Source organism: Bradyrhizobium sp. C-145 (genome assembly GCF_023375135.1).
Classification (GTDB): domain Bacteria; phylum Pseudomonadota; class Alphaproteobacteria; order Rhizobiales; family Xanthobacteraceae; genus Bradyrhizobium; species Bradyrhizobium zhanjiangense.
In genome coordinates this window covers 1,211,602-1,233,597 of sequence record NZ_CP088150.1, presented here as the reverse complement: position 1 = coordinate 1,233,597, position 21,996 = coordinate 1,211,602, and the positions used below count along the sequence as shown (strand labels likewise).

Here is a 21,996-nt window from a genome sequence, read left to right as displayed (position 1 = left end):
GAACGCTTACACTACTAAGACCCGAATGGGCTATTATGGACCTAAGAATCGGCCGATCTCATTAGATTTCCGTGCTGATCGCGTCGCCATACGCGGAGGGGGCACTGGCGGACATTTTTCTCAAGTCAACGACCGAGAAAATGAGCAGGCATGTGGTGTTTATCCACGGCCTCAAGCGCGTTGGTCACGCTCCCTGGATGTCGTCCGGCATTCCGGAAGAGTTTTGGCCACTGTGGCTCTCAAAGGACATCGCCGAACTCGGAATCTGGAGCATAGAGTACGACGCCGCTCCTACTCTTTGGCGCGGACACTCCATGGCGCGCGCCGATCGCGCCAGCAATATACTCCCCTTGCTCCTCTCCGAGGAGCACCTGAAGGTCGGAGAGATAGCCTTCGTTACGCACAGCTTCGGCGGCCTGATCTTCGAGCAGATGTTGCGCATCGCAAACGAGCGAGCACGTACCGAACCAGCCATTGCGGATTTTCTAAGCCGTATCCATCGGGTCACTTTCCTGGGGACGCCTCATCGTGGTGCAGATCTCGCCAGTTGGGGAGCGCGTTTGGGATTGCTCGCTCGGCTCTCAAATGCAGCGCAGGGCCTCCTCCGCAATGATCCAGATCTTCGCGATCTAAATCAGTTTTATCGAGCATACGCTCATCAAACTTTAATTGACACCCAATGCCTTGTCGAAACGCGACCTGTCCGCTGGCTAGGGATGATCGTCAAGCCAGATAGCGGGGATGTGGGTCTGCCCTCGGCTCCCATTCCGATCGACGCCGATCATTTTCAGATCGCATCCCCGAAATCGCCCGCATCCGAAGTCTACCGCCATGTTCGCGATCAACTGAAGAAACCGCTTGAGCGCAAGACGCTCCTGGCCGATCCAGCTCTCTTGCAAGACATTGCCACTTCGACACGAAGCACGACCGCCGCTGTTGCGCGAATTGAGGAACGACTATTGTCAGCTCCTCAACCAATCTCATCCGCACCTGACTTGCCAAGCTCGCTCGTGGATGCCGAAACCACCCGACGCGTGCAACGCATTCGCCGCATGCGCTTTTTCGTTGATTCAACGCACTCGGAGGAAGCCCTTCAACTCTCCCAAGATCTGCTCAGCGGCCAACTAAGAGCGACTTCGACCGAACTTAAGGCTGACGCTCTTGCATGGTGCGCACGTCTCTTACTATCAAAACCAGACCGTGCGGAGGCCCTGCGAATCCTCGGTGAAGCCAAGCGGCTCGTTCGCACGGATGGTGTCTCGATCGCGGAAGCACTGGCCGATTCATACAACAACGAGGTTTCGACGGCCCTTCAGAAACTGTCAAGACTGGATTCTGCCGACGCACGCGCTGCCGCGTTCATCATTGTCGTGAATGCTAAGGACGGCCGTGATCCCTTGACCTGGTTGGCCGGAGCAGGTCTTTCGTCGGAATTGATGTCATCCGACGGAAAATTCTTTGTACTGAAGCAATATCTCGACAACGCTCGATGGAATGAAGCGCTCAACCTGGTTCGGACATTGACATCCAGCGATTACGAGCAAACTCCCGTACTTGCTTATCTCTCAGCCGGCGCGCATCTCGTTCAAGCTACACCATTGGAACTACGGCAAGCCATCTTCTGGCAACTGCCGTTTGACTCGGCGTCGATCCCGCTTGCCGACGATGCTCCGTCTTTGGATGAACGCCGAACGGCGATCGCCCTCTATGAACAGACCGCAATGCTCGCATCCGCACTTGGATGCACACGAGTAAGCAACGATGCGAACGACCGCGCGCTGTGGCTGCGTCTGCGTGATCCCGCCACGCTACCAGGAGCGCGCAGCGATCTGGAAGCGAGCATGCGAGATCCGGCTCACTCCCTACGGCGATTGCCGCTCGCTCTCCAGTTTGGATTGCGTCTCGATCTGCAAGCCGTGGAGCGGGAGATCGATCGTCAAGATACGTTGACGGACGGTAACTCGCTCGATGTGGCGCTCGCGCGGTTCAGTCTGGCGCTTACGAAGCAGTCGCCGCGGGAGACAGCCGACTACATTCAGAAGCACAAGCCTCAATTAGAGAGATATCTGAATCCATTCTATGTCGCGGCTGTCGAAATCGAAATGCTCGCGAACTCGGGACAAGCCGACTTGGCCGAGCAGCGTTTGCAGCAACTCCCACATCAGGCCGATCTCGTGGGCGAACGCGGTCGTCTTGAACGGCTTATAACGGAAGCAAGAGGGGCAAATCCCGTCGAGGCACGGGAGGAGGAATTTAAGAAGAGCAATTCGTTGGCCGACCTCGCGAACTTGGTCCACCGACTTGTCGAGCTACATGATTGGCCCCGATTGGTCACATATGGGGGTGAATTCTTCAACCGTACGCGCGGCCTAAGCGCGCTCCGAGCCTTCGGCGAAGCCCTGTTCGAGACGAAGGCTTACGACGACCTTATTACTACTCTCGCCCAACACCCTGATTTGGTCGCCCAATCGTCGTTTCTTGCGGCTCTACAGGCGTGGGCTTTGTTTCGGACCGGCGATCTACATGCAGCTCAAGAAGCGCTGGCGCGGCTTCGCGCCGTTCGCGACGATGCAAATGACCGCATTTTACAAGTAAACCTGGCCATAGCATCCGGCGATTGGACCACGCTTGGCGCTTTCGTCGAGCATGAGTGGGACCATCGCAATGATCGAACGGCAGGGGAGCTGCTTAGAGCCGGACAGCTCGCCCGTCAGCTCGGATCAGCACGCGCGCGTGAACTGATTATCGAGGCAGCCACGCATGCAGATGACGATCCTGACATCTATATTGGATGCTACGGAGCCGCCGTAAGCGCAGGATGGGAAGACGCGCAGACGGCAACATGGCTCGAAAGAGCCGCCATCTTGTCGGGCGACAACGGCCCCGTGAAGAGGATGTCGTTCAAAGACATCGTCGACCTCCACCCCGAATGGCAAACAAGAGAAACGCGCACGACGGAACAGCTGCTGGCCGGCGACCTCCCGATATTCGCGGCAGGGCATCTCCTTCATCGCACGCTGTTCGACTTATTTATGATGCCAGCAATCGCAAACCCTGAGATTGTGGATCCACGCAGGCGGACGGCGGTTTACGCGTATAGTGCAGCCCGGGGACTATTCAGATCGAACGCCAAGTCTGTAGCGCTCGACCCGACCGCGCTCATGACGCTAGGGCTTCTGAAGCTGACCGAGCAGGTTTTTGCTCGCTTTGAAAAGGTTATCATCCCGCATTCCACGCTGGGCTGGCTGTTTGAAGAACGTCAGCGCATTCAGTTTCACCAACCAAGCAGAATTGACGAGGCCCGTGAGATCAAAAGTCTCTTGGGGTCAAAGCATCTCACGAGGCTTGAGCGAACCGCACCAGTGGATGACGTGCTTGCATCCGAGGTCGGTTTTGACCTTGCTGCGCTACTGGCCGAGGCAACCCTCCCGCACGACAACGGACCTCAGAGGCTCGTGGTTAGATCAGCACCCGTCCATCGGATTGGGTCATTGATGGAAGAAGCTGCGGATCTGAGCAACTATGCGGATCATTTGTGTAGCTGCGCGGAGGTTGTGACGGCGCTGGTACAGCGCGGCCAACTTACGCAGGCAGAAGAGCAACGTGCTCGATCATATTTAAAGCTTCATGAGACACCGTGGCCGACCGCTGTTCCGGTTCGTCCGGGAGCACGATTGTATCTCGATGGCCTATCGGTGACCTATTTTCAGCACCTCGGTATTCTCCGAAAATTGCGCGACGCCGGCTTTGCTGCAATTGTACTGCCGACCGACATCGATCAGAGCGACAATTTTGTGAGATATGAAGATCTATCTCGCCGCGCGCTCTCGATTATCGATGACGTGCGGCAGTCTCTCGCGGTGGGTATTGCAAGTGGAAAGGTCGCTCTCGCACCGTCGGTAACGGAGCAAGGCAATCAGAGTGACCGCCTTCAAAGTCATCCAAGCTTCGAGATACTGAACGCCGCGAAAATCGCTGACGTATTGATAATTGACGACCGCCATTTCAATCAGCATGGCAACGTAACGGGGGATTTTGGCACGAAGCAGATATGGACAACTTACGACGCTCTATCGTTCCTATTCGAGCCGCCCGAATTCCGAGAACATGTCACAATGTTGCGACGTGCCGGCTATTGCTTCGTGCCGTTACGCGTGGACGAGCTTGCTGATCTATTGAGCGCCGCAAATGTCGTCGATGGCGCCATCATAGAAACGGCCGAACTTAAGGCGATACGCGAGAACCTTTTACTGGCACGGCTCACGGGGAGCCTGCAATGGCCGAAGGAAAGAGCATGGCTTGATAATCTCGCCTTCGTCTTTATTGAGGTCATCAGAGCGCAGTGGCGAGACGACATCGACGCTGAAGTCGCGTCTGCCAAGTCGAATTGGTTGTCAGCGCAATTCGACATCCGCGATTGGGCATCCCAATATGGAAAAGCGGAGAAGCCAGGATCGGCTAACGATCGGTTTCGTGGGTTTGTGCTGGCCCTAAGCCTACTAAACAAAAATGTGCAGCCGAAAACCAGACAGCGATATTGGGACTGGCACGCGAAAGCTATGCTGGAGCCTCTGAAAGAGCAGCAGCCGATCGTTTACACCGAGCTCGTCGAACAGGTCAGATCAGTCATTATCGCCGGGTCAAAGGGCAGCAACAATGGGGTCGGTGATGACGACAATTGATACGAGAGAAGCTGCCGTCGCTGGCCTCGCGCTCTTTCCGCCGTCGCTTCGGATATCTGCCCTGGAAAGCAAGAACTTCCGTGACGAAGTCGGGCTCAGCGTCGATGCTGTTATCCAGTTAGATGAAATTGGTGTCGCGTTTCGGAGATCGACTCTTTTTAAGAACATTCGTGCACTTCTGTCGGAGAATGTAGCGAGCGCTGAGATAATCGACCGAAACAATCAGAGCTGGAACATCGCGCTCGACAAAGAGAAGCATGGAATTCGGATTACCGCCGCCGAGCGAACATACTTGATACCTGATTTCAGCTGTTTGCATCCTAATGTAGATAATCGGCTTGCCTGGTTTGACGCTGAAACGAAGAGGCACGGCGTAAGCGACGAGGATTTGCGGGCGTGGCGACGGATACTTGCGGATCGGGAGATTGACGACGAGGAGGTTGATGGACTGCTCAAGCAATTTCGCTTGACGCCGAGATATGTTTCTGCGGCGATTGAGAAATCTTTACGCCGCAAGAATATCCGCATAGATGCGCTCATTCCGGACGAGGTGACGTACTTCGATCGTCTTGTCGGAAAGCCGGCACCGGAGCACGATCTCAAGCAGTTCTTTGAGCATACCACGAAAGAACGACCGGGGCTCGATCTCCCAGCGGCATTTCTATTATCGAGCCACTCTTTCGGTCCTCAGAGCATCGCGCTGGAGGCGGTTGACCCCGCTAAGGTTCTCGAGTTCTTCGACTGGGCCGAACATGCCGGTGATCGTTTCACTCAGGTCGGCGTAGTCGAATGTGGACTTAGGCATCTGCATAAAATGCCTCAACTGGCTCCCCACCTTCGGAACATCATACAGACCATTCGATCGGACGACCTTACGAGTGAGACCGGCCGACTGGAACTTCTTTGCGCACTCATCATGCTTGTCGATGGGGAACTCGCACGCACCGGTATCTGTCGGGAGCGCCAGCCGTTTTGGCGCCGACTTGCCGCCATTGCGCACGCGTCTGTTATCGAGCGCGCAATTGTGGCGGTGAATATGCTTCCCGACGACTTCATCGCATGGTGTCGACAAAGCCGCGGATTGCATTTTTATCTGCAAACCTTCGTCGATATGCGACGAGAGCCGCGCTGGAGTCCCGATCTCTTATCGGCATCACAGTTGAAAGCAGAATTTATCGGGAGAATTGTCGCTGCTGCCCCCGAGAATGCTGGCACCATGTTGGGAGACGGTTCTCTGGAATTGTTTGATCGCGCGTCGAGCAGCAGTCTTGTCGCCCAGGTCTCGTTTCCTTTCTCGTTCCTGCCCGGACCATTGGAGGGAGGCCAACCATCGATCGCCACGATGCCTCAAGAGATCGAGGATAATCTCAACGAGATGCTCCGAAGCGAAACGCTCACGGCAAAGTCATTTGTCACGCTCGTAAATAGCGCTTTGCTCTATCCACTCGATGGGGAGTTTGCACGGCTTGCGGCTGAAGGTCTCGCGCGGGCGAAATACGAACTACCGAATATCAAGTCTTCAGACGAAGCATTTCACTTACTCGTCGGGCTTGCGATCGTCGCCTCGGTAACTCGAAGCGCGAAATTGGCTAACGAGGTCAAAATCCTCATGCGCGCGGTGAGGCGAAAGCCGGATATTGAGATCAGTCAAGAAAACGCCTTCCGCATTTGCCTGCTTGCCGCCCCAGCGTCCGCCGGGCTTTCGGACTGGGGAAAGTATATTGGCGACTGCGCAACCGAACTTTCGTTTGAAGACATGTCGCGTGACAGTATCACCACCCTCTGGAATTTTATCGAGGTGCTTCGGCAGCTCGAGCCCACGCTTTTGCAAACAACGTCGCGCGCCGATGCGGCACTACAGGCTGCTTTCGCCTGCTGCCCACCGGAGGTGAAAACAGCTGAAGCCAGCTAAGGACGTCACTGGCTCGAGCCAGAAGTCGAGGCGCAAAGCGATCTCATGCTGCATGGAGCCACCGTGAGGCTCGAAGGACTCCCTCGTCGGAACTGGCTCAAAACTCACATTATTCAGAATGACGCGGAGCGGAAGGATTCGAATCTGCGTCTGGTACAATGCCCATTAGCTCGTCGCAAAAACATGAGTTGTTATAACGTGTTCGGGGAGCGGAGGCGGCACGGCGACCTCGGTTTGCCAGGTCTCCGTTGTAGGATCGAAGAACAAGCCCGCTTGGCCGACTTTGCAATCGAGGAAATCATCCCCGAGTAGCTGCCCCAGCGGTTGAGCTGCACCCGCTTGGTCGATCAACTTTCTATTGGCGTGACTATGCACCACGTCTTGTGCGAGGCATGCGGCATACTGATTGGGCCGATAGTCGATTACGATCCCCCCACCCGTAGTCTCGATCATGTTCTGCGCTTGCGTCAGCAACTTCCCGTCTGTCGATCGCCATTGCTTCTTAGACTGGAATGGAAGTCCTTTTCGCCACTCCCCATTTTCGTCGCGGACCTCAATTTGAAAGATGCCGTCCGCGCCGAGAGACTTTTCTGGCGCGCCGCGACCTCTGCCTCTAATCTTTTGGTACGAGATCTGGAACTCATACCGGCGCATCCCATCACTAAAAACTAAAGGCTGCGCCATCGAGAGGTTGTTGCCGAGGGCACCCGACAGCGAATCTTCGTCGGCAGAGCTAAACCGGTATTTTGCTTCTGCATCAGCTATCCCGGCCAGGTATCGATCGCGAATAATGCTCTTGAGCCCGGGTGGCAATTGCAGGTCCATTTGAAAGCTCACAAAAAGCGCAATATATGAACTCAATCAGAACGAGCATTCTCATCGAATCTGCGCAAGCTTGTCAAAGTCTATTCCCGAAGATCGTTAGCTATTGGGTGGCGATTATGAACGAAGGAATTTCCGACCCGATACCAGCGGACTTTGATCAGCGACGGAGGCTTTGGATATACGCCTCTCTTTGGCTGAACAGCACTGAATGTCCTTACGCAAGTCTCAGCGTTCAGACGCTTGGATATGCGGAACGCTTGATCTTGGATATGGAGAGTAGGCTCGCCGCGCTCATCAAGGACCACGCCGGCAAAAAGGCGCGCGACTGGCTCTTGTCGGAGTGTTCGGCCCATTCCGTCTTGTGGGTGTTTGGCCTCTATGAAGTCCTGCGGACGGTCCGCGCATCGCGAGCACCAGAATTTTCGAGACTGCTGCCGGTGTTCCAGAAGTTGGAGGCGCTGCGAATGCCGTTGGCAAAACATGAAGCGAAGAGCCATCACGGCGCCGCACCGTCCCACTATCCGACAAGCTGCTGGGATGTAGATAGCGGGCAGGTTGGGTGGAGCTTCTATGACCCCCGGCTGGGTACAATGCGGACCTTAACTCGTACGTCTCTTAGCGATGAATTCTTGCAGATCGCTGCGGTAAAGCCCGAGCATCTTCCCCCATTCCCGATTGGGGACCCTTGGGTGATTTCGAGGCATGAGTTTCTAGAAACTGCAATCAGGCTCACCACTTTACGGATCGGGCCGTTAGACGATGTTGTTCTTGGAGATACTCGCTTCGTGTTCTCGGACCAACGCCTGGAAGGCCAAGAATGCCTCCGTACCAAGCTGATATTGTTCATCCAAGAGCCCGGCGACAAAGTCTAGGCCAAGGGCCGGCATGCCACCAAATGTATAGCGAATGGATTTTGCTTCCGCATCGACTTCGCGTGTGACGATTTGTGTGATCCCGATGACGAAGCGCGACGAGAGCCGGTGGTTATATGCGTTTCGAAAATCACGCGTTGCGCTCTGATATTGCTTATTGCCAAATTTCTCTACACATCGTTTGAATGCAGAGTACGCTTCCCATGGCGCTCCGAATTTGTCCGCCGCCTTAAAATACACCTCTCCATCCAGAGGAAAATCGTCTCGCCACGATGCACCCTCACGTGATCGGCTTGCCTGATGAGACAAATGCGCAGCCGCAAATATGAACCGCGATCGGATCACATAAGGCAAGTTCAGTCCAATAGTCGCAATTGGGTCTATAAACTCATGGACGGTATCGAGCTTCTCCTTGTCGTCCATAGGAGCGATCACAGCATTCCAGGCCCTCAGACGAAGACTGTAGTCATTCAATGTATTGAGGCTGTTTGCGATTTCGCGTGAGAATTCATTGAACATCTCGCTGTAGGGCAGCCATACCCCGTTCAGGGGATTCGGCAATTTGCCCCAGTCATACTCGACGGGCTGGGCTCCGTGAACGGTGGCGTCCAGCGCTTCGCGATATAGGCGATACAGTTCAACGAGCACCGTGATAAACTCCTTCCGCGCGGTTCTAATTGTCGCCGACAACGACGGAGAGCATGCAACAAACCGCGCTAATTGTATCGCGAGGATGCGGATTGTCGGAGCCGCGTTATCGACGTCACACGAATCAGACCGAGTTGCAGGACAGCATGGATAAAGGACCACGGATAGGCGACGCTGTTCTGGGCGGGCGCTATTCGTTGCTAGCGCAGGTGAAGGGATCGATCGGTGGAGGTACTGTGTTCCTCGGAACAGCAGGGCGATGCCGCTATTGCGGCCAAACAGATCGCGCTCGTTTCCGAACAGTGGTCCACGCGTTCCCAGAAGCTCTCGGCAACAAGTGGATTATTTCACGGGACGAATGCGATGCCTGCAATCAGATATTCTCAAAATACGACGACGCTATAACGAGAGCGGTCAGCCCATTCCTGACACTTGGTGGAGTGAAGGGAAAATCCAACAAGGTCCGGCAAACGGGACGCTCGGAGGGTGACGCGGTAATATCGCGGCGTGGCGGAGCTGACGGGCAGGGAATAAATATGTTTGCAACCAATGCAGATCCCGCTCAGCACCTTTCGGTGACCGCGGATGGTCTTCTCCGCATGAATATGCCGGTCGCGGACGCGCCATTTAGACCGCGCCGGGCTTACAAGGCGCTCGTAAAGATGGGCATCGCGCTGCTGCCCGAGGAGGAGCTGGATCACTATACCAAGCTTCGCGCCTGGCTGCTCGATGCCGACGACATGGTCGATTTTCCCAATCTCGACGTAGGCATGTCATTCGCTTCCGTTGGGAAGGCGCCACCCATTGCCGTCGGAGCTTTGCTTCGTCGAACAAACCCTACTGACGTTGTTCCGCATATACTTTTCATTTTCAGTGCGGGTTCAATTTGCCTGCAAATAGACCTCATGTCTGATCATCTGGAAGATCATCTCCCGCCTGTGCCCACTGACTCGATCAACATCGAATGGTCTAACATCATATTTGATCCGGACGGCCCTGCGACCATTGCATTTCGCTACGGAAAGCCGGTTCATCTCAATTGGTCATCGCTTGAAAACGAACCGCAGCCGGTCGAAGCCGTGATTTTGAGTTTCAACCCGCAGACTTGCGCTGGTTCGCTGACGCCTATCTTTAGGTAAGTCGCAGATGGTGCGGAATCTGTTCCGTTCGGCACACGCATCCCGCCATCGTCGATTCCGCTTATCGGGGGAACTCTTCGGGCGCGCTACTCACCCGGCTGCGACCGCTCGACTTGCGCATCTGACGCCTGAAAAGGCTCGCCTTCGGCCGGCTTTATTAAATAGGCATGCACGTGATTGAGGAGCAATCGCTCGACAACACCTGATTTTCCGGCGAGCGGACCGTTCTTCACGACTAGGGGGTCTCCGACACGAAAACGCAATTTTGCCAGCGCCGCCTCGCGGCGCACGTGCTCCCATTCGCCCTTGATCTGTAATGTCTCTTGATGCTCGACGCCGAGCATTCGATCGGAAAAGACGTAGGCCCTCCGCAGGGGTTCAACCGCATCGTTGGGTTGATTGTTGGAAAGAAGTTCGCGTCCTTTCTGGAGTTGCTCAAGCCTGATCCGTTCCAGCGTGGAATCGTCGAAGGGATAGGTAAACTTGACCCACTCAGAAGCTTGGCCTTCGGGGTTGCGAACTTGAAATTCGTAGCCTCGCCACGACAAAGGACTTTCGACGGGATCGTCATGAGACGAGACTTCAAGGTAGTTGCCCCAATAGATATTCGGCAAACGCCAAGATTGCGCATGACTGGACTCGCTTTCAACGCCGCTACGCCGCGTCGTCCACGTAATCCCAGGTACAAAATTCATGCCCCGAAAGACGATCCCTGCGCGGTATCCACGGTGAAGGCCATTTTCAACGTACGATAGCGTCTCCCATGTCACGCTGGACAAAGTAGGCTTAACGAGCTGCCCACCGGCGGCTGCGTGATAGCCCCGCAAGGCAACCTCTGCCGAATGGTGGAAGGGCACCCGGCTCGGCTGGGGTGGCATCATCGTCCGGCGAATATGGTCCAACCAGACGGCATCCTTTGCAGCCGAATGGGCAACAAGGTTTCGGGTAGCCGTCGCCTGCTGCATCACTTCCGAGAGCCGTCGCTCAGCTGCGCCTTTCTGCTGTTCCAAGCTTTCGATCCTCTCGCGCGAGGCGCCCGCGACGCGTTCGAGATCGGCGTCGATTTCGGCGACCCTCGCCTGCAAAGCATCGCGCTCAAGAACGAGATCTTCGTTGAGAGCTTCCGCGATCCGCTTGCGGGTCGCGGGCGGCGCATCCTCTAACTTGACTAGAAGATATTGCGAGAGGTCCGTTCGTTCTTTCTCTCGCTCACGCAGATAGTGGTACAGTTGATTGATAATCTCGCCGTTGAGGGACGAGAGAAGTGTCGCGGCGTTGCTGAAATGATTGATCCAAGGCGCGGGATTGCGCCTCTTCAACTCGTGAAACATCTCCAACGTACGGATGTCCAACCCCGTAGGTAGCGACGAAGCAAATGCGGTCGGATTTTTGCGCCAGACTTCGTAAAATGTCCATGTATCGTCGTGGACATAAAGAAGAACCCTCTTGCCCATGTCTAGCGCATGCCGCAATTCGGCGTGCGTAGGAGCGAGCCCCGCATAGCGCGGATACGGCCCCCAATCGTCGAACGGGTGGCCGTAATATCGGTCGATGACGCCGATGACGAGTGGACATTCTTCGAGGGTCGGAAGGCAGGCGGCGTAGGGCGGCATCCCATCCGCATGTGGGAAGTCGCCGGCCTCGCTTAGGATCGGATTGAAGCCCCGGTCGCTTAACCACTGGCGAACGGTGGCGCGAAGATCCCGCAGTTCGTAGCACGACGAGCTCAGAAATACGTTCGGTGAAAAGCCCATTGGCGAATTGTTACCTAGTTCGACAAAACTGCAAAAGCTCGCGTCAGGCGACGACTATAAGGAAATTTCATGCGAGTCGAATAGCTGTGACTTTTCCCAGATCATGCTGCGTCCATGCTGCGTGGAGTCTCCGTCACAGCTGGTGGAATCAAAATCCGCTCCCGTGTATGTCGATTTTGGCCAGCTCAACAGCGACCCTGCCTACCTTCAACGGTGGTCACCGAGACCTGGATGCTTGCCACTAGACTTGCGGCATTCTTCAAATCGCCCGCGAAGCGCTGCGGATTGCCGGGGTAGTAGCAATTACTGCGGTCAAGCGGAAACCTCAGGGATTCAACGTTCGCACCGATTGCTGATTTCAGATCGATAACCACCGTCTGTGAGCCACCCTGCGTTCCCCCACTGCCTGACCATGACCATTCAGCCACGTACGTGTCGGCTTTCTTTCCCTTATTGTCGACGACCGAAACTTTTATTTGGCTAATGGTGCCGGACTTCAAGCGGCTACCATCAAGCGTGTCGAAGGTGTCGAAAAGAAACTGCTTTGTTGCTGGTGCATCGCTGGTTGGGGGCGCAGCAGTTGGCGACGGACTAAGCACAGGCGGCCTCGGGGAAGGCGCCGGACAAGGAACGATGCTGCAATAGACATCAGTCGCCGCTTTGCGAACTGGCGGTATCGCGGCCAGTAAGATTGTGACCGCAACTAGCAGAGCGGTCAACGCGGTTGTTCGACTCGTCAGGCGTTCGATGAAAGCTTTCTTGGTCGACGCGCTCTTAGACTGGTCTGGTTGAGAACTTTCGGCCGTCTGCTGCACAGGAGAATTGACGGCCGTTCCGATGTTGGCGGTGTTGTTTACAATGTTGTACGTGACCGCTGGAAAGGATCGAGCCGGTTGGTCTGGATGCTGCTCGGCTTCTTCGATGGCATCAATTCCGTGAGCGTTAATGCGAGCCGTGTGCGGAACGCTAAACGTCTGAATCAACCCCTTATCTTTCAGGTAGCTCCAAGCATAATGAGCTTCCTGCTCCGTCAAACCGGCGCCGCTTGCTAGGTGTTCTACAAAAGCGGGATCGGATGATGTTTTGCTGTGATCATAGAGCGCTTTAAGGAGGCGCATCGCCCGTGCCTGACTGCTTCGCGGTTCGGTCACTATCGTGGCTCCTTTGACGACAGCTGAATCTAGCAATGAAGTGCAACCGGAGCGCGCCTATTTGGACCGTCGGCCACGCTCAAATTCACACAAGGATTTTGTGCCGTTTTGTGCCAGTTTTGTGCCGTGGAGTTTTTGGGAGAGCTTGGAAATCCTCATCGGAATTTCGCTAACCCATTGGGAAGAAATGGTTTTCGCTCGAACAGAATACGAATGATTTGTAAGGCATGAAAAAGCCCGCCAGAGGCGGGCTAATTCATTGATACTGCTATCAAATCTTGGTTGCGGGGATAGGATTTGAACCTATGACCTTCAGGTTATGAGCCCGACGATTGCCGAAGGCCTATTCAACACGCTGGCCCGCGCGCCAGCCCATCTCCCAGAAGCCTGCCTCGAGCCGGGTGGCTTCCTTGAAGATCGCGATCAGCTCTGCCTCGCGGGCCGGCGTGGCGTAGAGATCGGCGAGATGCTCCAGGTGCGCCCGCGCTTTTGCTGCGATCTCCTGGTATGGCCCGCCGGCGTACTCGGCGATCCAAACGCGATAGGGGTTCGTCGCAGCGTCCGCATCGGGGCGCGAGGCGAGCCGCGTGGCGATCTCCGCGTACCCGATCACGCAGGGGGCAAGCGCCACCTTGAGTGCCAGCAGATCGCCGCGCATTCCAGCGTCGAGCACGTAGCGTGTGTAGGCCAGCATTTCGACCGCCGGAGAGGTTTGTTCAAGGTCGCTCAGGGATAGCCCCCAACCCGCACAAAGCTTCACATGCAGGTTCATTTCGACATCAAGGATGGCCGAAAGGCCGGCCGCTGCTTCACGCATGTCGGCAAGTTTAGGCGACTTGTAGACTGAGAGCGCGTAGGCGCGAGCAAACTCGATGAGGAACAAGTAGTCCTGAACAAGGTAGTGACGAAACGCCGCTTCGGGGAGCGAGCCGTCTGCCAATCCGTTCGTGAGCGGATGCTCAGTGTAGGCCCGCCACTCAGCGGATGCTTCTGTCTTTAGACGCTCGAAGAAACTCACGATGCTTTTCGCCTGGCTTGCTTTTCCATGAACGTCTTTTGGCCCGCTACCGATAGCGCATTGCGAGCCGGGTGGACGCTGACCTTGACAGCCGCCGCCAGTTCGACGGCGCTTGCCGTCGGTCGCCGGGACTGACTTGCGTTCCCACGTTATTACACCGCGAGTCCCGCAAGGACTGGGGAGAAATTTCGTCAGGTCGGGTGGCGTCGCAAACGGTACTCGAACCTATGACCTCGTTATTACGAATGACTGTTTTTAGAACCACACCGTGTTTCGATCGCCGTGGTAGCTATATGGTAGCTAGGGGTCGTCCACTTCGCGTGAAGAGTTGAGCAAGTTATTGATTTCGCTGGTACAGTTGGGTGGGCTCGAACCACCGACCTCCTGTTCCACAGACAGGCGCTCTAACCAACTGAGCTACAACTGCATCCTGGCGAGCCGCTCCAAGGCGGGCCTGAAAAGGCCGGCGACCTAAGGGGGCTGGACGGGGCGGAAACTAGGTGCAACGGGCGTTTTTGGCAAGGCCGCAAACGGACGAAAAACCAGCGGAAATCACCCTCGGCGCGATGAAATTGGGCTTGATGGCGACGATAAGGGGGCTGCGCTGCCTATCTCCATCTGCTGGGAGACTCCCCGTGGGGAGAGAACCCTCACCCGGCGCGCGGGACGATGCTTCGCATCGCCCGGACGCGCCGACCTCTCCCGCAAGCGGGAGAGGTGAAAAAAAACCCGGGCCGTTAAGGCCCGGGTTTCTCAACTCAAACCGGCCTCGCCGCTCAGGCGGCGGGCGGGTAGTACTTCGAGGCGGAGGCCTTGATCGGCTCGGCGGTCTCGGCGGCGACGCGCTGGCTGAGCTCGACCAGTTCCTTGGCCTGGGACTGGAAGGTCTCGAGCTGCTTGCGGGCGTGGCCGGTCCACAGCTCCAGCGCTTCCGACGGCGACTTGGCGCCGAACAGCTGCTGGGCGAAGTCCAGCTGGGCGCTGCTATTGGCCTTCATGAACTCCACCAGCTTGGCGGTGTACTCGCTCGCGCCCTTGCTGGCGGAGGTGAAGACGGCCTCGACGGTGCCATTGTGGGTCTCGGCGGCGTCCTTGAACTTGGCGTAGTTCTCGCGGGCCTGCGACACGCCCTTTTCGGCGAACGCACGCATCTGCTCGGGAACCTCGAACGGGATGATCGAGGCAGAAAACGGATCAGTCGCACCTGTCATGGTTGTCCTCACGCAAATTGAAAAAATGGAGTGAGCCTTCTGGCGCGCCCGCCGGCCCCGATTGTGGACCCTCGCATTAAGCGGGTACGAAAGACTGGAAACGCGAAACAAACGAGATGGCTCGCCCAGTGCCGCCATTATTGCCGCGCATCATGTCAAGATTGTGCATCGCAATGCGATCCGCCAGTCGTCGTGAAAATTTAATCTCGGAGAGGGTGAGGTTCCTGGGATGGGGAACCGGTGGTTGAGGGGTTACCGATTCTCGGGCGCGCACTCCACCCTCCCCTGGAAGGGGGAGGGTCGATCGCGCGCAGCGCGAGCGGGGTGGGGTGATCTCTCCACTCGGGCACTGTCGGACGCGGAGACACCGTCACCCCACCCCGTCTCACATTCCGCTGCGCTCCATGTGAGCCGACCCTCCCCCTCCAGGGGAGGGTGACACCGGTGATGCCGCGTGCGCACGTCACCTGGCATACGGCCTGACGACAGGCTTTGCCCGCGAATCCCTTGGATGCAACCGGGCGGCGGCTTGCAGGTTCGGGACCATTAAGGTTATCGCGGCTTTAGGACGGCTGTGAGAGACCGTGGCCGTGGACCTGCCCGCGCCTGCGGGCGATACTAACCCTTTCTTAAGGCTGCCATTCCCGGCAGCCGCCCCACGCTGACAAGCGAGACTTAAAGCCGGTCGGATGAAGAGTTCGGATTTCCAGTTGCGAGGCGTGGGCGATCCCCGGCTGGCCGTGCACGCGACCTCTGCGCTGCCCGCCTGGCTGTGGTCGATCGACGGCACGCGCGTGCTCTGGGCCAATCCGGTCGGCGCAAAACTGTTCGGCGCGGCGCATGCCGCCGCGCTTGCGGACAGGATCTTCGGCCCGGCGGACAGCCACCGCCGCCAGGTCGCCCGGCTCGCCCGCAGCCTGCCGGCGAACGGGACCGTGCGGCTCGAGCGGCTGCGCGGCTTCGGCGCCCGGCTCGGCATGCTGATGACCTGCGCCTGCGCGCGGCTCGACTTTGCCGATGGCGGCCATGGCGTGCTCGTCGCCGCGATGGACCCGACGCTACGCCCGATGCCGCTGGTCGAGCGGCTGCATCGTCTCGTCGCTGGCGCCAAGGTGCCGATGGCGGCGTTCGCGCCCGACGGGATGTTCGTCGGCGCCAGCGAAGCCGCCCGTTCCCTGCTCGGCTTTCGCGATCTCTTTGAGGCCGGCCTCGACCGGGCCCGCAGCGAAGCGCTGACCTGCGGCCGCGCCGCGACGCCGATCGGCATCGGCCAGATGGTGCTGCAACGGGTCGGTGTCGGCGCCGATATCGGCCTCGTCGCGCTGATCGAGCCCGCGCAGGAGGCGCGCGCAGCGTCGGCTCCTAAAAGCATGCCGGGCGACCCGCCATCGCAGAATGCGCCGGTCGGGATCGCATTGTTCGACGCCTTCGCAGAGCCGGCCGACGCAAGCGAAACAGCCGAGACGCTGACGCCCGCGCCTGAACCTGCCGTGAGCGAAGCGCTCGTGGAGGCCTTCCAAGAACCGGTGCCCGACCAGACCACCAAGACTCCGGTTGAAAACTGCGCCCAGGCCATTGTGTCGCCGCAGGCCGCGCCGATCACGTCAGCCATGTTCGAGCTGCCGTCGGGCCACACAGAGACGCCCGCACCGCATCAGCATCCGCTGCGCTTCCTGTGGCAGATGGATGCCGGGGGACGCTTTGCGCTGCTCTCCGACGAATTCATCCGCCTGATGGGCCCGCACACCGCCGCCGGCTTCGGCCGCCCCTGGCGCGAGATCGCAGCGGAGTTTTCGCTCGATCCCGAGGGGCGCGTTGCGCAGGCGCTGGCAAGCCACGACACCTGGGCCGGTATCACCGTGAACTGGCCCGCCGATGGCGGCGAGCATCTGCCGGTCGAGCTCGCGGGGCTCCCGATCTACGATCGCGAGCGCAATTTCGCCGGCTTCAAAGGCTTTGGCGTCTGCCGCGATCTCGACGGCCTCAACCGGCTCGAAGCGCTCCGGCGCTTCGAGCGACTGGCCGAGGTGCCGGCGCAGCGCGGCCTGTCTGCCGATGTCGTCGAGCCGGACTCCGAGCCGGAGGCCGAGGCCGCGACGCCGCCTCCGCCCATCGCGCCGCCTGCAGGCGAGCCTGAGCCTGAAGCTGAACTGCCCGAACCCGCAACTGATGTGACTTCACACCCAACCGAGCCCGAGACGTCCGTGGAAACGCCAGTGGAAACGCCTCCCAATGTCGTGCCATTCCGCCCGCATGGCGATGCGCGCTCGCCGACGCTGACGCCGGTCGAGAACAGCGCGTTCAACGAGCTCGCCCGGCAATTGTCCGAGCGCCTCGAACGCGAGCGCGAGTCGATCGCGGCTGATACATCCGAACAACCGGCGGCAGAGATCACGCCCGAACCGCCTGCGCCGGAGCTTGAAGCGCCGCAAACCGCAGCCGAATGGCTGAGCGAGCCCGCGCCGCCCGCACGCGGCGCGCCGGCGCGCGACCGCGCGCTGCTCGACCTGTTGCCGACGGGCATCCTGATCTATCGCCTCGATCGCCTGCTCTACGCCAACCCCGCCTTCCTCGCGCGCATGGGCTACGCCAACCTCGGCGCACTGGAGCATGCCGGGGGGCTCGACGCGCTCTATGTCGAGCCGGGCGTGTCCACGGCCAGCAGCACGTCGCAAGGCGGCACGCCGGTGACGATCAGCGCGGCGATCGCGAACGGCGAAGCGCCGCTTGCGACCACCGAGGCGCATCTGCACACGATCGACTGGGACGGCGAGAGCGCGCATGCGCTGATCTGCGCGCTGTCGCAGGCGGCGCCAATGGTCGCCGCGCCCGTCATCGCGGAGACCATTGTCCCCGAATCCTTCCCCTACGCGCCCGACCTCGAGCCCGCGGCCGGCGATGCCGACGCCGAGGATCTCGCCGCGATCCTGGACACCACGGCCGAGGGCATTGTGATGTTCGATGCCGAAGGCAACATCCACGCCTGCAACCGCAGCGCCGAGGCGCTGTTCGGCTATGACGGCGATGCGCTGCTCGAGCAGAATCTGGCGACGCTGTTCGCGCCGGAGAGCCAGCAGATCGTCGCCGATTATCTCGAAAGCCTGAAGAGCCAGGACATTGCCAGCCTGCTCGACCACGGCCGCGAGGTGCTGGGCCGCGAGAAGAAAGGCGGCGTGATTCCGCTGGCGATGATCATGGGCCGCACACGGCCGGACGGGCCGAACTTCTTCGCCGTATTCCGCGATCTCTCGCAGAGCAAGAAGGGCGAGAGCGAGCTGACCCAGGCCCGCCGTCGCGCCGACGGCGCAGCGACGGCCAAGGCCGACATGCTGGCGCGTATCAGCCACGAGATCCGTACTCCGCTCAACGCCATCATCGGCTTTGCCGAGGTGATGATCTCCGAGCGCTTCGGCGCGCTCGGCAACGAGCGCTACGGCGAATACATGAAGGACATCCGCGCCTCCGGAGAGCGCGTCATCGCCATCATCGACGATCTCTTGGAGCTGTCACGGATCGAGACCGGCAAGCTTGATCTCAACTTCGCCAACCTCAATCTCAACGACCTCGTCGAAGCCTGCGTTACGGTGATGCAACCGCAGGCCAATCGCGAGCGCATCATCATCCGCACCTCGCTGGCGCACGCGCTGCCGCAGGTGACAGTGGATGCGCGCGCGATGCGGCAGATCACCGTGAACCTGATCTCGAACTCGATCCGGCTCGCGAGCGCCGGCGGCCAGGTCATCGTCTCGACCGCGCTGACCGATCGCGGCGAAATCGCGCTTCGCATCCGTGACACCGGCCATGGCCTCAGCGAACGCGAAGTCGCCGCCGCGATGGAGCCGTTCCGCACCCCGCCGCCGGGCGATGCCGCGGACAGCGCCGCGCTCAGCCTGTCGCTGACCAAGGCACTGGTCGAAGCCAACCGCGCCCAGTTCAACATCAAGAGCGCGGGCAATTCCGGCACGCTGATCGAAGTGGTGTTCGCGCCGGCGCTGGCGAAGGCGTAAAGCGGCGTCGGGGGGCCCACCTCTCCCTACGGGAGAGATGATCAACATCCTGGGCGCGCACCGATCCAACCGATAGCCCTGCCCTTGCGTAGCCCTCGCGAACTCGGCTGGGCCGTCCCGGATCGTCGACATCATAGACGATCGGGCCCTTCGCAGGACTGTCCGTCATCCTATCGTCGAAAAAGACGAGCCCGGATTTGGGTCAGCTCGACGACAAACCACCCTCGACCTCGGCGCTCAGAAGAGTGGACATGATTTTCTGTCCCACGGACGAGGCGAGGCTGCCGGCGGACAGAACGACGACGCCATTGCCCGACGGAGCGTTTGCGCCGTTCTGAACCCAGCTCTCAAACCCCATCCACGAGCTGAAGCCCGGTACGCTGCCATCTTTCGACAGGACACGTCCCGCAGCGCCGGCGATTTTCGGAAAGAACCATCCAATTGCGACCGTGGGGCCCTGCGTCTGCACCTGGCAGGTGCCCGTCGTACCGCATTTGCCGCGGGCCGGGCTGGCCTGCTGCTGCATCTGCAGGATGGCGAATTCCGTTGGTGAAGGCTGCAATTGACCCATGTTGTAGAGCAGCCATTGAAGCATGTCCGAGGCGCAGCTGACGATCGCTCCGGCGCCGAACTCCATCGTTGGGCCCGGCTTATAGCTCTGACCCACCTCGAAAGGCTGCGTCCCGTTATACCCACACACCATGCTGGGCACTTGGCTCGTACTGAACAACGCGGTGTTGCCCATGCCCAGATCCGCGCACAGCACCGCGAGTTGCGCGTTGTACTCATCATAGACGTCGACGTAGGGGTTCTGCGGGTTGAGACCGACGATGGCCAGGAGCGACCAGGCAAGGTTTGAATAGGTGTAGCAGTGGCCCGCGGGGCAGATCCAGGACGAGTGCTGTCCGCTGTTGAACCAATCGACGAGGTCGGCGAGGTTCTGCAAGTTGCTGGGCGGGCAGAACTGTCCCCGCGGATCGGGGGGCTCGTCATTGTCCTGCGGAAACCCAGAAGCATAAGTGACGATATCGGCAACCGGAATCCCGCTGATCGCTACCGGCAGGGAAATCGAGGGCATGCAGGACCCAACCGTATTCCCGTCATATGTGCCTTGAAGACTGTAAAAAATCCTGGACGTGAAAACTTTTGAAATGGACCCGATTTCGAACAGAGTATTTGGCAGCTTCGCAGCGCTCACGACATCATGGTTTGAGTCCCAGACTTCAGTCTTAGAGGGAGAGAAGAACTTTGCGGAGGGGGTGCCGGAGCTGTCAAAATCCGTGAAGACGTAGACTGCCATCCCCATGTAATCGCTGACGGCCGCGTCTATGATGTTTTGGATCGCCAAGCTCGGGTCCGAAAAGGCCATTTGCGCCCCTCCCCATTGCAAGCTGCATCGCAAGCAAGCTTTAGCACCTTTCGCTGCGGTTGTCTTTATTAGAATAGCACCGTAGAGGTTGATCGCGTGATTTGCCCGAGTTCCCGCGTAGGCGCTCAAAGAACTCAAATAGAAAGGCACGGCGCTTGCGGCGCCGTGCCCTTTCGCGTTCCTGCGGCCTGGATCAGCTGTAGATTTCGAACAGGCCGGCGCCACCCTGGCCGCCGCCGATGCACATGGTGACGACGCCCCACTTGGCCTTGCGGCGCGCGCCTTCCTGCAGCAAATGGCCGGTGAGCCGCGCGCCGGTCATGCCGAAGGGATGGCCGATCGCGATCGAGCCGCCGTTGACGTTGTACTTGGCGGGATCGATCTCGAGCTTGTCGCGGCAATACAGGCACTGGCTGGCGAAGGCTTCGTTGAGCTCCCACAGATCGATGTCGTCGATCTTGAGGCCGGTGCGCTTCAGTAGCTTCGGAATCGCGAACACCGGGCCGATGCCCATCTCGTCGGGCTCGCAGCCGGCGGTCGCCCAGGCGACGAAGCGGCCGAGCGGCTTGAGGCCGCGCTTCTCGGCGTCCTTGGCTTCCATGAGCACCACGGCGGCGGCGCCGTCGGAGAGCTGGCTGGCATTGCCGGCGGTGACGAACTTACCGGGACCCTTGACCGGCTCGAGCTTGGCAAGGCCTTCCATCGTGGTGTCGGGCCGGTTGCACTCGTCGCGATCGACGACGTAGTCGACGATGCTCTCGGCCTTGGTCTGCTTGTCGACGACCTTCATCTTGGTCTTCATCGGGACGATCTCGTCCTTGAACTTGCCGGCCTGCTGCGCCGCGGCCATGCGACGCTGCGATTCCAGCGAGAACTCGTCCTGATATTCGCGGCTGAGCTTGTAGCGCTCGGCGACGATGTCGGCGGTGTCGATCATCGCCATGAAGATGTCAGGCGCGACCTTGAGCAGTTCCGGATCGATCGACTCCTTCGGCGAGCCGCCGCCCGGAATCGAGATGCTCTCGACGCCGCCGGCGACGATGCAGTCGGCGCCGTCGGAGCGGATCGAGTTGGCGGCCATCGCGATGGTCTGCAGCCCCGAGGAGCAGAAGCGGTTCACCGAGACGCCGGCGGTGGTCTTCGGGAGCCCTGCGAGCAGCGCGGCCTGGCGGCCGATGTTCGGCGCGCCATGGGCGCAATTGCCGAGATAGCAGTCCTCGACATAGTCCTTGTCGACGCCGGCGCGCTTCACCGCGTGCTGGATGGCGTGGGCCGCGAGCGACATCGGCGGCGTGATGTTGAACCCGCCGCGGCCGGATTTCGCAAGGCCCGTGCGCGCATAGGAAACGATGACGGCTTCACGCATTGTGTTCTCCCTTTTCGAACGATTTTGAACGGAGCGTCCTTA

12 protein-coding genes and 2 tRNA genes are annotated in these 21,996 nt (G+C 59.0%); 4 read left to right on the top strand and 10 right to left on the bottom strand.

Features of this window, described 5'->3' with window-relative positions; genetic code table 11:
• Nucleotides 1-71 precede the first annotated feature (71 nt).
• Nucleotides 72-4,682, top strand: coding sequence for a hypothetical protein (locus tag LRP30_RS05810; RefSeq protein WP_249759625.1), 4,611 nt, complete (start codon nt 72-74; stop codon nt 4,680-4,682).
• Nucleotides 4,669-6,594: a hypothetical protein gene (locus LRP30_RS05805; RefSeq protein ID WP_249759624.1), complete on the top strand. Its 1,926-nt coding sequence runs from the start codon at nt 4,669-4,671 to the stop codon at nt 6,592-6,594. Before LRP30_RS05810 ends, LRP30_RS05805 begins: the two co-directional genes overlap by 14 nt.
• 165 nt (nt 6,595-6,759) lie before the next feature.
• Here the strand turns inward: LRP30_RS05805 and LRP30_RS05800 are convergent, their stop codons facing one another.
• Together LRP30_RS05800 and LRP30_RS05795 are read right to left on the bottom strand one after the other, a co-directional pair.
• Nucleotides 6,760-7,419: a hypothetical protein gene (locus LRP30_RS05800; RefSeq protein WP_249759623.1), complete on the bottom strand. Its 660-nt coding sequence runs from the start codon at nt 7,417-7,419 to the stop codon at nt 6,760-6,762.
• Nucleotides 7,420-8,171: 752 nt separating this feature from the next.
• Nucleotides 8,172-8,939: an integrase gene (locus LRP30_RS05795; protein ID WP_249759622.1), complete on the bottom strand. Its 768-nt coding sequence runs from the start codon at nt 8,937-8,939 to the stop codon at nt 8,172-8,174.
• Between the two features lie 53 nt (nt 8,940-8,992).
• On the opposite strand from LRP30_RS05795, the gene LRP30_RS05790 reads away from it, so the two are divergent.
• Nucleotides 8,993-10,078, top strand: coding sequence for an HNH endonuclease (locus LRP30_RS05790; RefSeq protein WP_249759621.1), 1,086 nt, complete (start codon nt 8,993-8,995; stop codon nt 10,076-10,078).
• A gap of 86 nt (nt 10,079-10,164) precedes the next feature.
• Here LRP30_RS05790 and LRP30_RS05785 read toward each other — a convergent pair whose 3' ends face one another.
• The 6 genes from LRP30_RS05785 to LRP30_RS05760 form a co-directional block, all read right to left on the bottom strand.
• Nucleotides 10,165-11,832, bottom strand: a complete 1,668-nt coding sequence (locus tag LRP30_RS05785; protein WP_249759620.1) for a DUF4062 domain-containing protein — start codon at nt 11,830-11,832, stop codon at nt 10,165-10,167.
• 185 nt (nt 11,833-12,017) lie between these two features.
• Complete coding sequence (locus LRP30_RS05780; protein ID WP_249759619.1) at nt 12,018-12,983, bottom strand: hypothetical protein; 966 nt, start codon at nt 12,981-12,983, stop codon at nt 12,018-12,020.
• Between the two features lie 279 nt (nt 12,984-13,262).
• Nucleotides 13,263-13,348 (bottom strand) — tRNA-Met (locus LRP30_RS05775).
• Nucleotides 13,327-14,001 (bottom strand): thiaminase II, encoded by a 675-nt coding sequence (tenA, locus tag LRP30_RS05770; RefSeq protein ID WP_249759618.1) that lies wholly within the window; start codon nt 13,999-14,001, stop codon nt 13,327-13,329. Before tenA ends, LRP30_RS05775 begins: the two co-directional genes overlap by 22 nt.
• A gap of 350 nt (nt 14,002-14,351) precedes the next feature.
• Nucleotides 14,352-14,428 (bottom strand) — tRNA-His (locus LRP30_RS05765).
• A gap of 349 nt (nt 14,429-14,777) precedes the next feature.
• Nucleotides 14,778-15,212 carry a phasin gene (locus LRP30_RS05760; RefSeq protein WP_128931477.1) on the bottom strand — a complete coding sequence of 145 codons (435 nt, stop codon included), beginning with the start codon at nt 15,210-15,212 and terminating at the stop codon, nt 14,778-14,780.
• Nucleotides 15,213-15,901: 689 nt separating this feature from the next.
• On the opposite strand from LRP30_RS05760, the gene LRP30_RS05755 reads away from it, so the two are divergent.
• The gene (locus LRP30_RS05755) at nt 15,902-19,219 is read left to right on the top strand and encodes a PAS domain-containing protein (RefSeq protein ID WP_249759617.1); all 3,318 of its coding nucleotides are present in this window, start codon (nt 15,902-15,904) and stop codon (nt 19,217-19,219) included.
• A gap of 202 nt (nt 19,220-19,421) precedes the next feature.
• On the opposite strand, the gene LRP30_RS05750 is transcribed toward LRP30_RS05755, so the two are convergent.
• Together LRP30_RS05750 and LRP30_RS05745 are read right to left on the bottom strand one after the other, a co-directional pair.
• Nucleotides 19,422-20,588 carry a serine hydrolase domain-containing protein gene (locus LRP30_RS05750; protein ID WP_249759616.1) on the bottom strand — a complete coding sequence of 389 codons (1,167 nt, stop codon included), beginning with the start codon at nt 20,586-20,588 and terminating at the stop codon, nt 19,422-19,424.
• 193 nt (nt 20,589-20,781) lie between these two features.
• Entirely contained in the window at nt 20,782-21,954 is a 1,173-nt protein-coding gene (locus LRP30_RS05745; RefSeq protein ID WP_128931474.1) for a thiolase family protein, read from the bottom strand.
• Nucleotides 21,955-21,996: the final 42 nt, after the last annotated feature.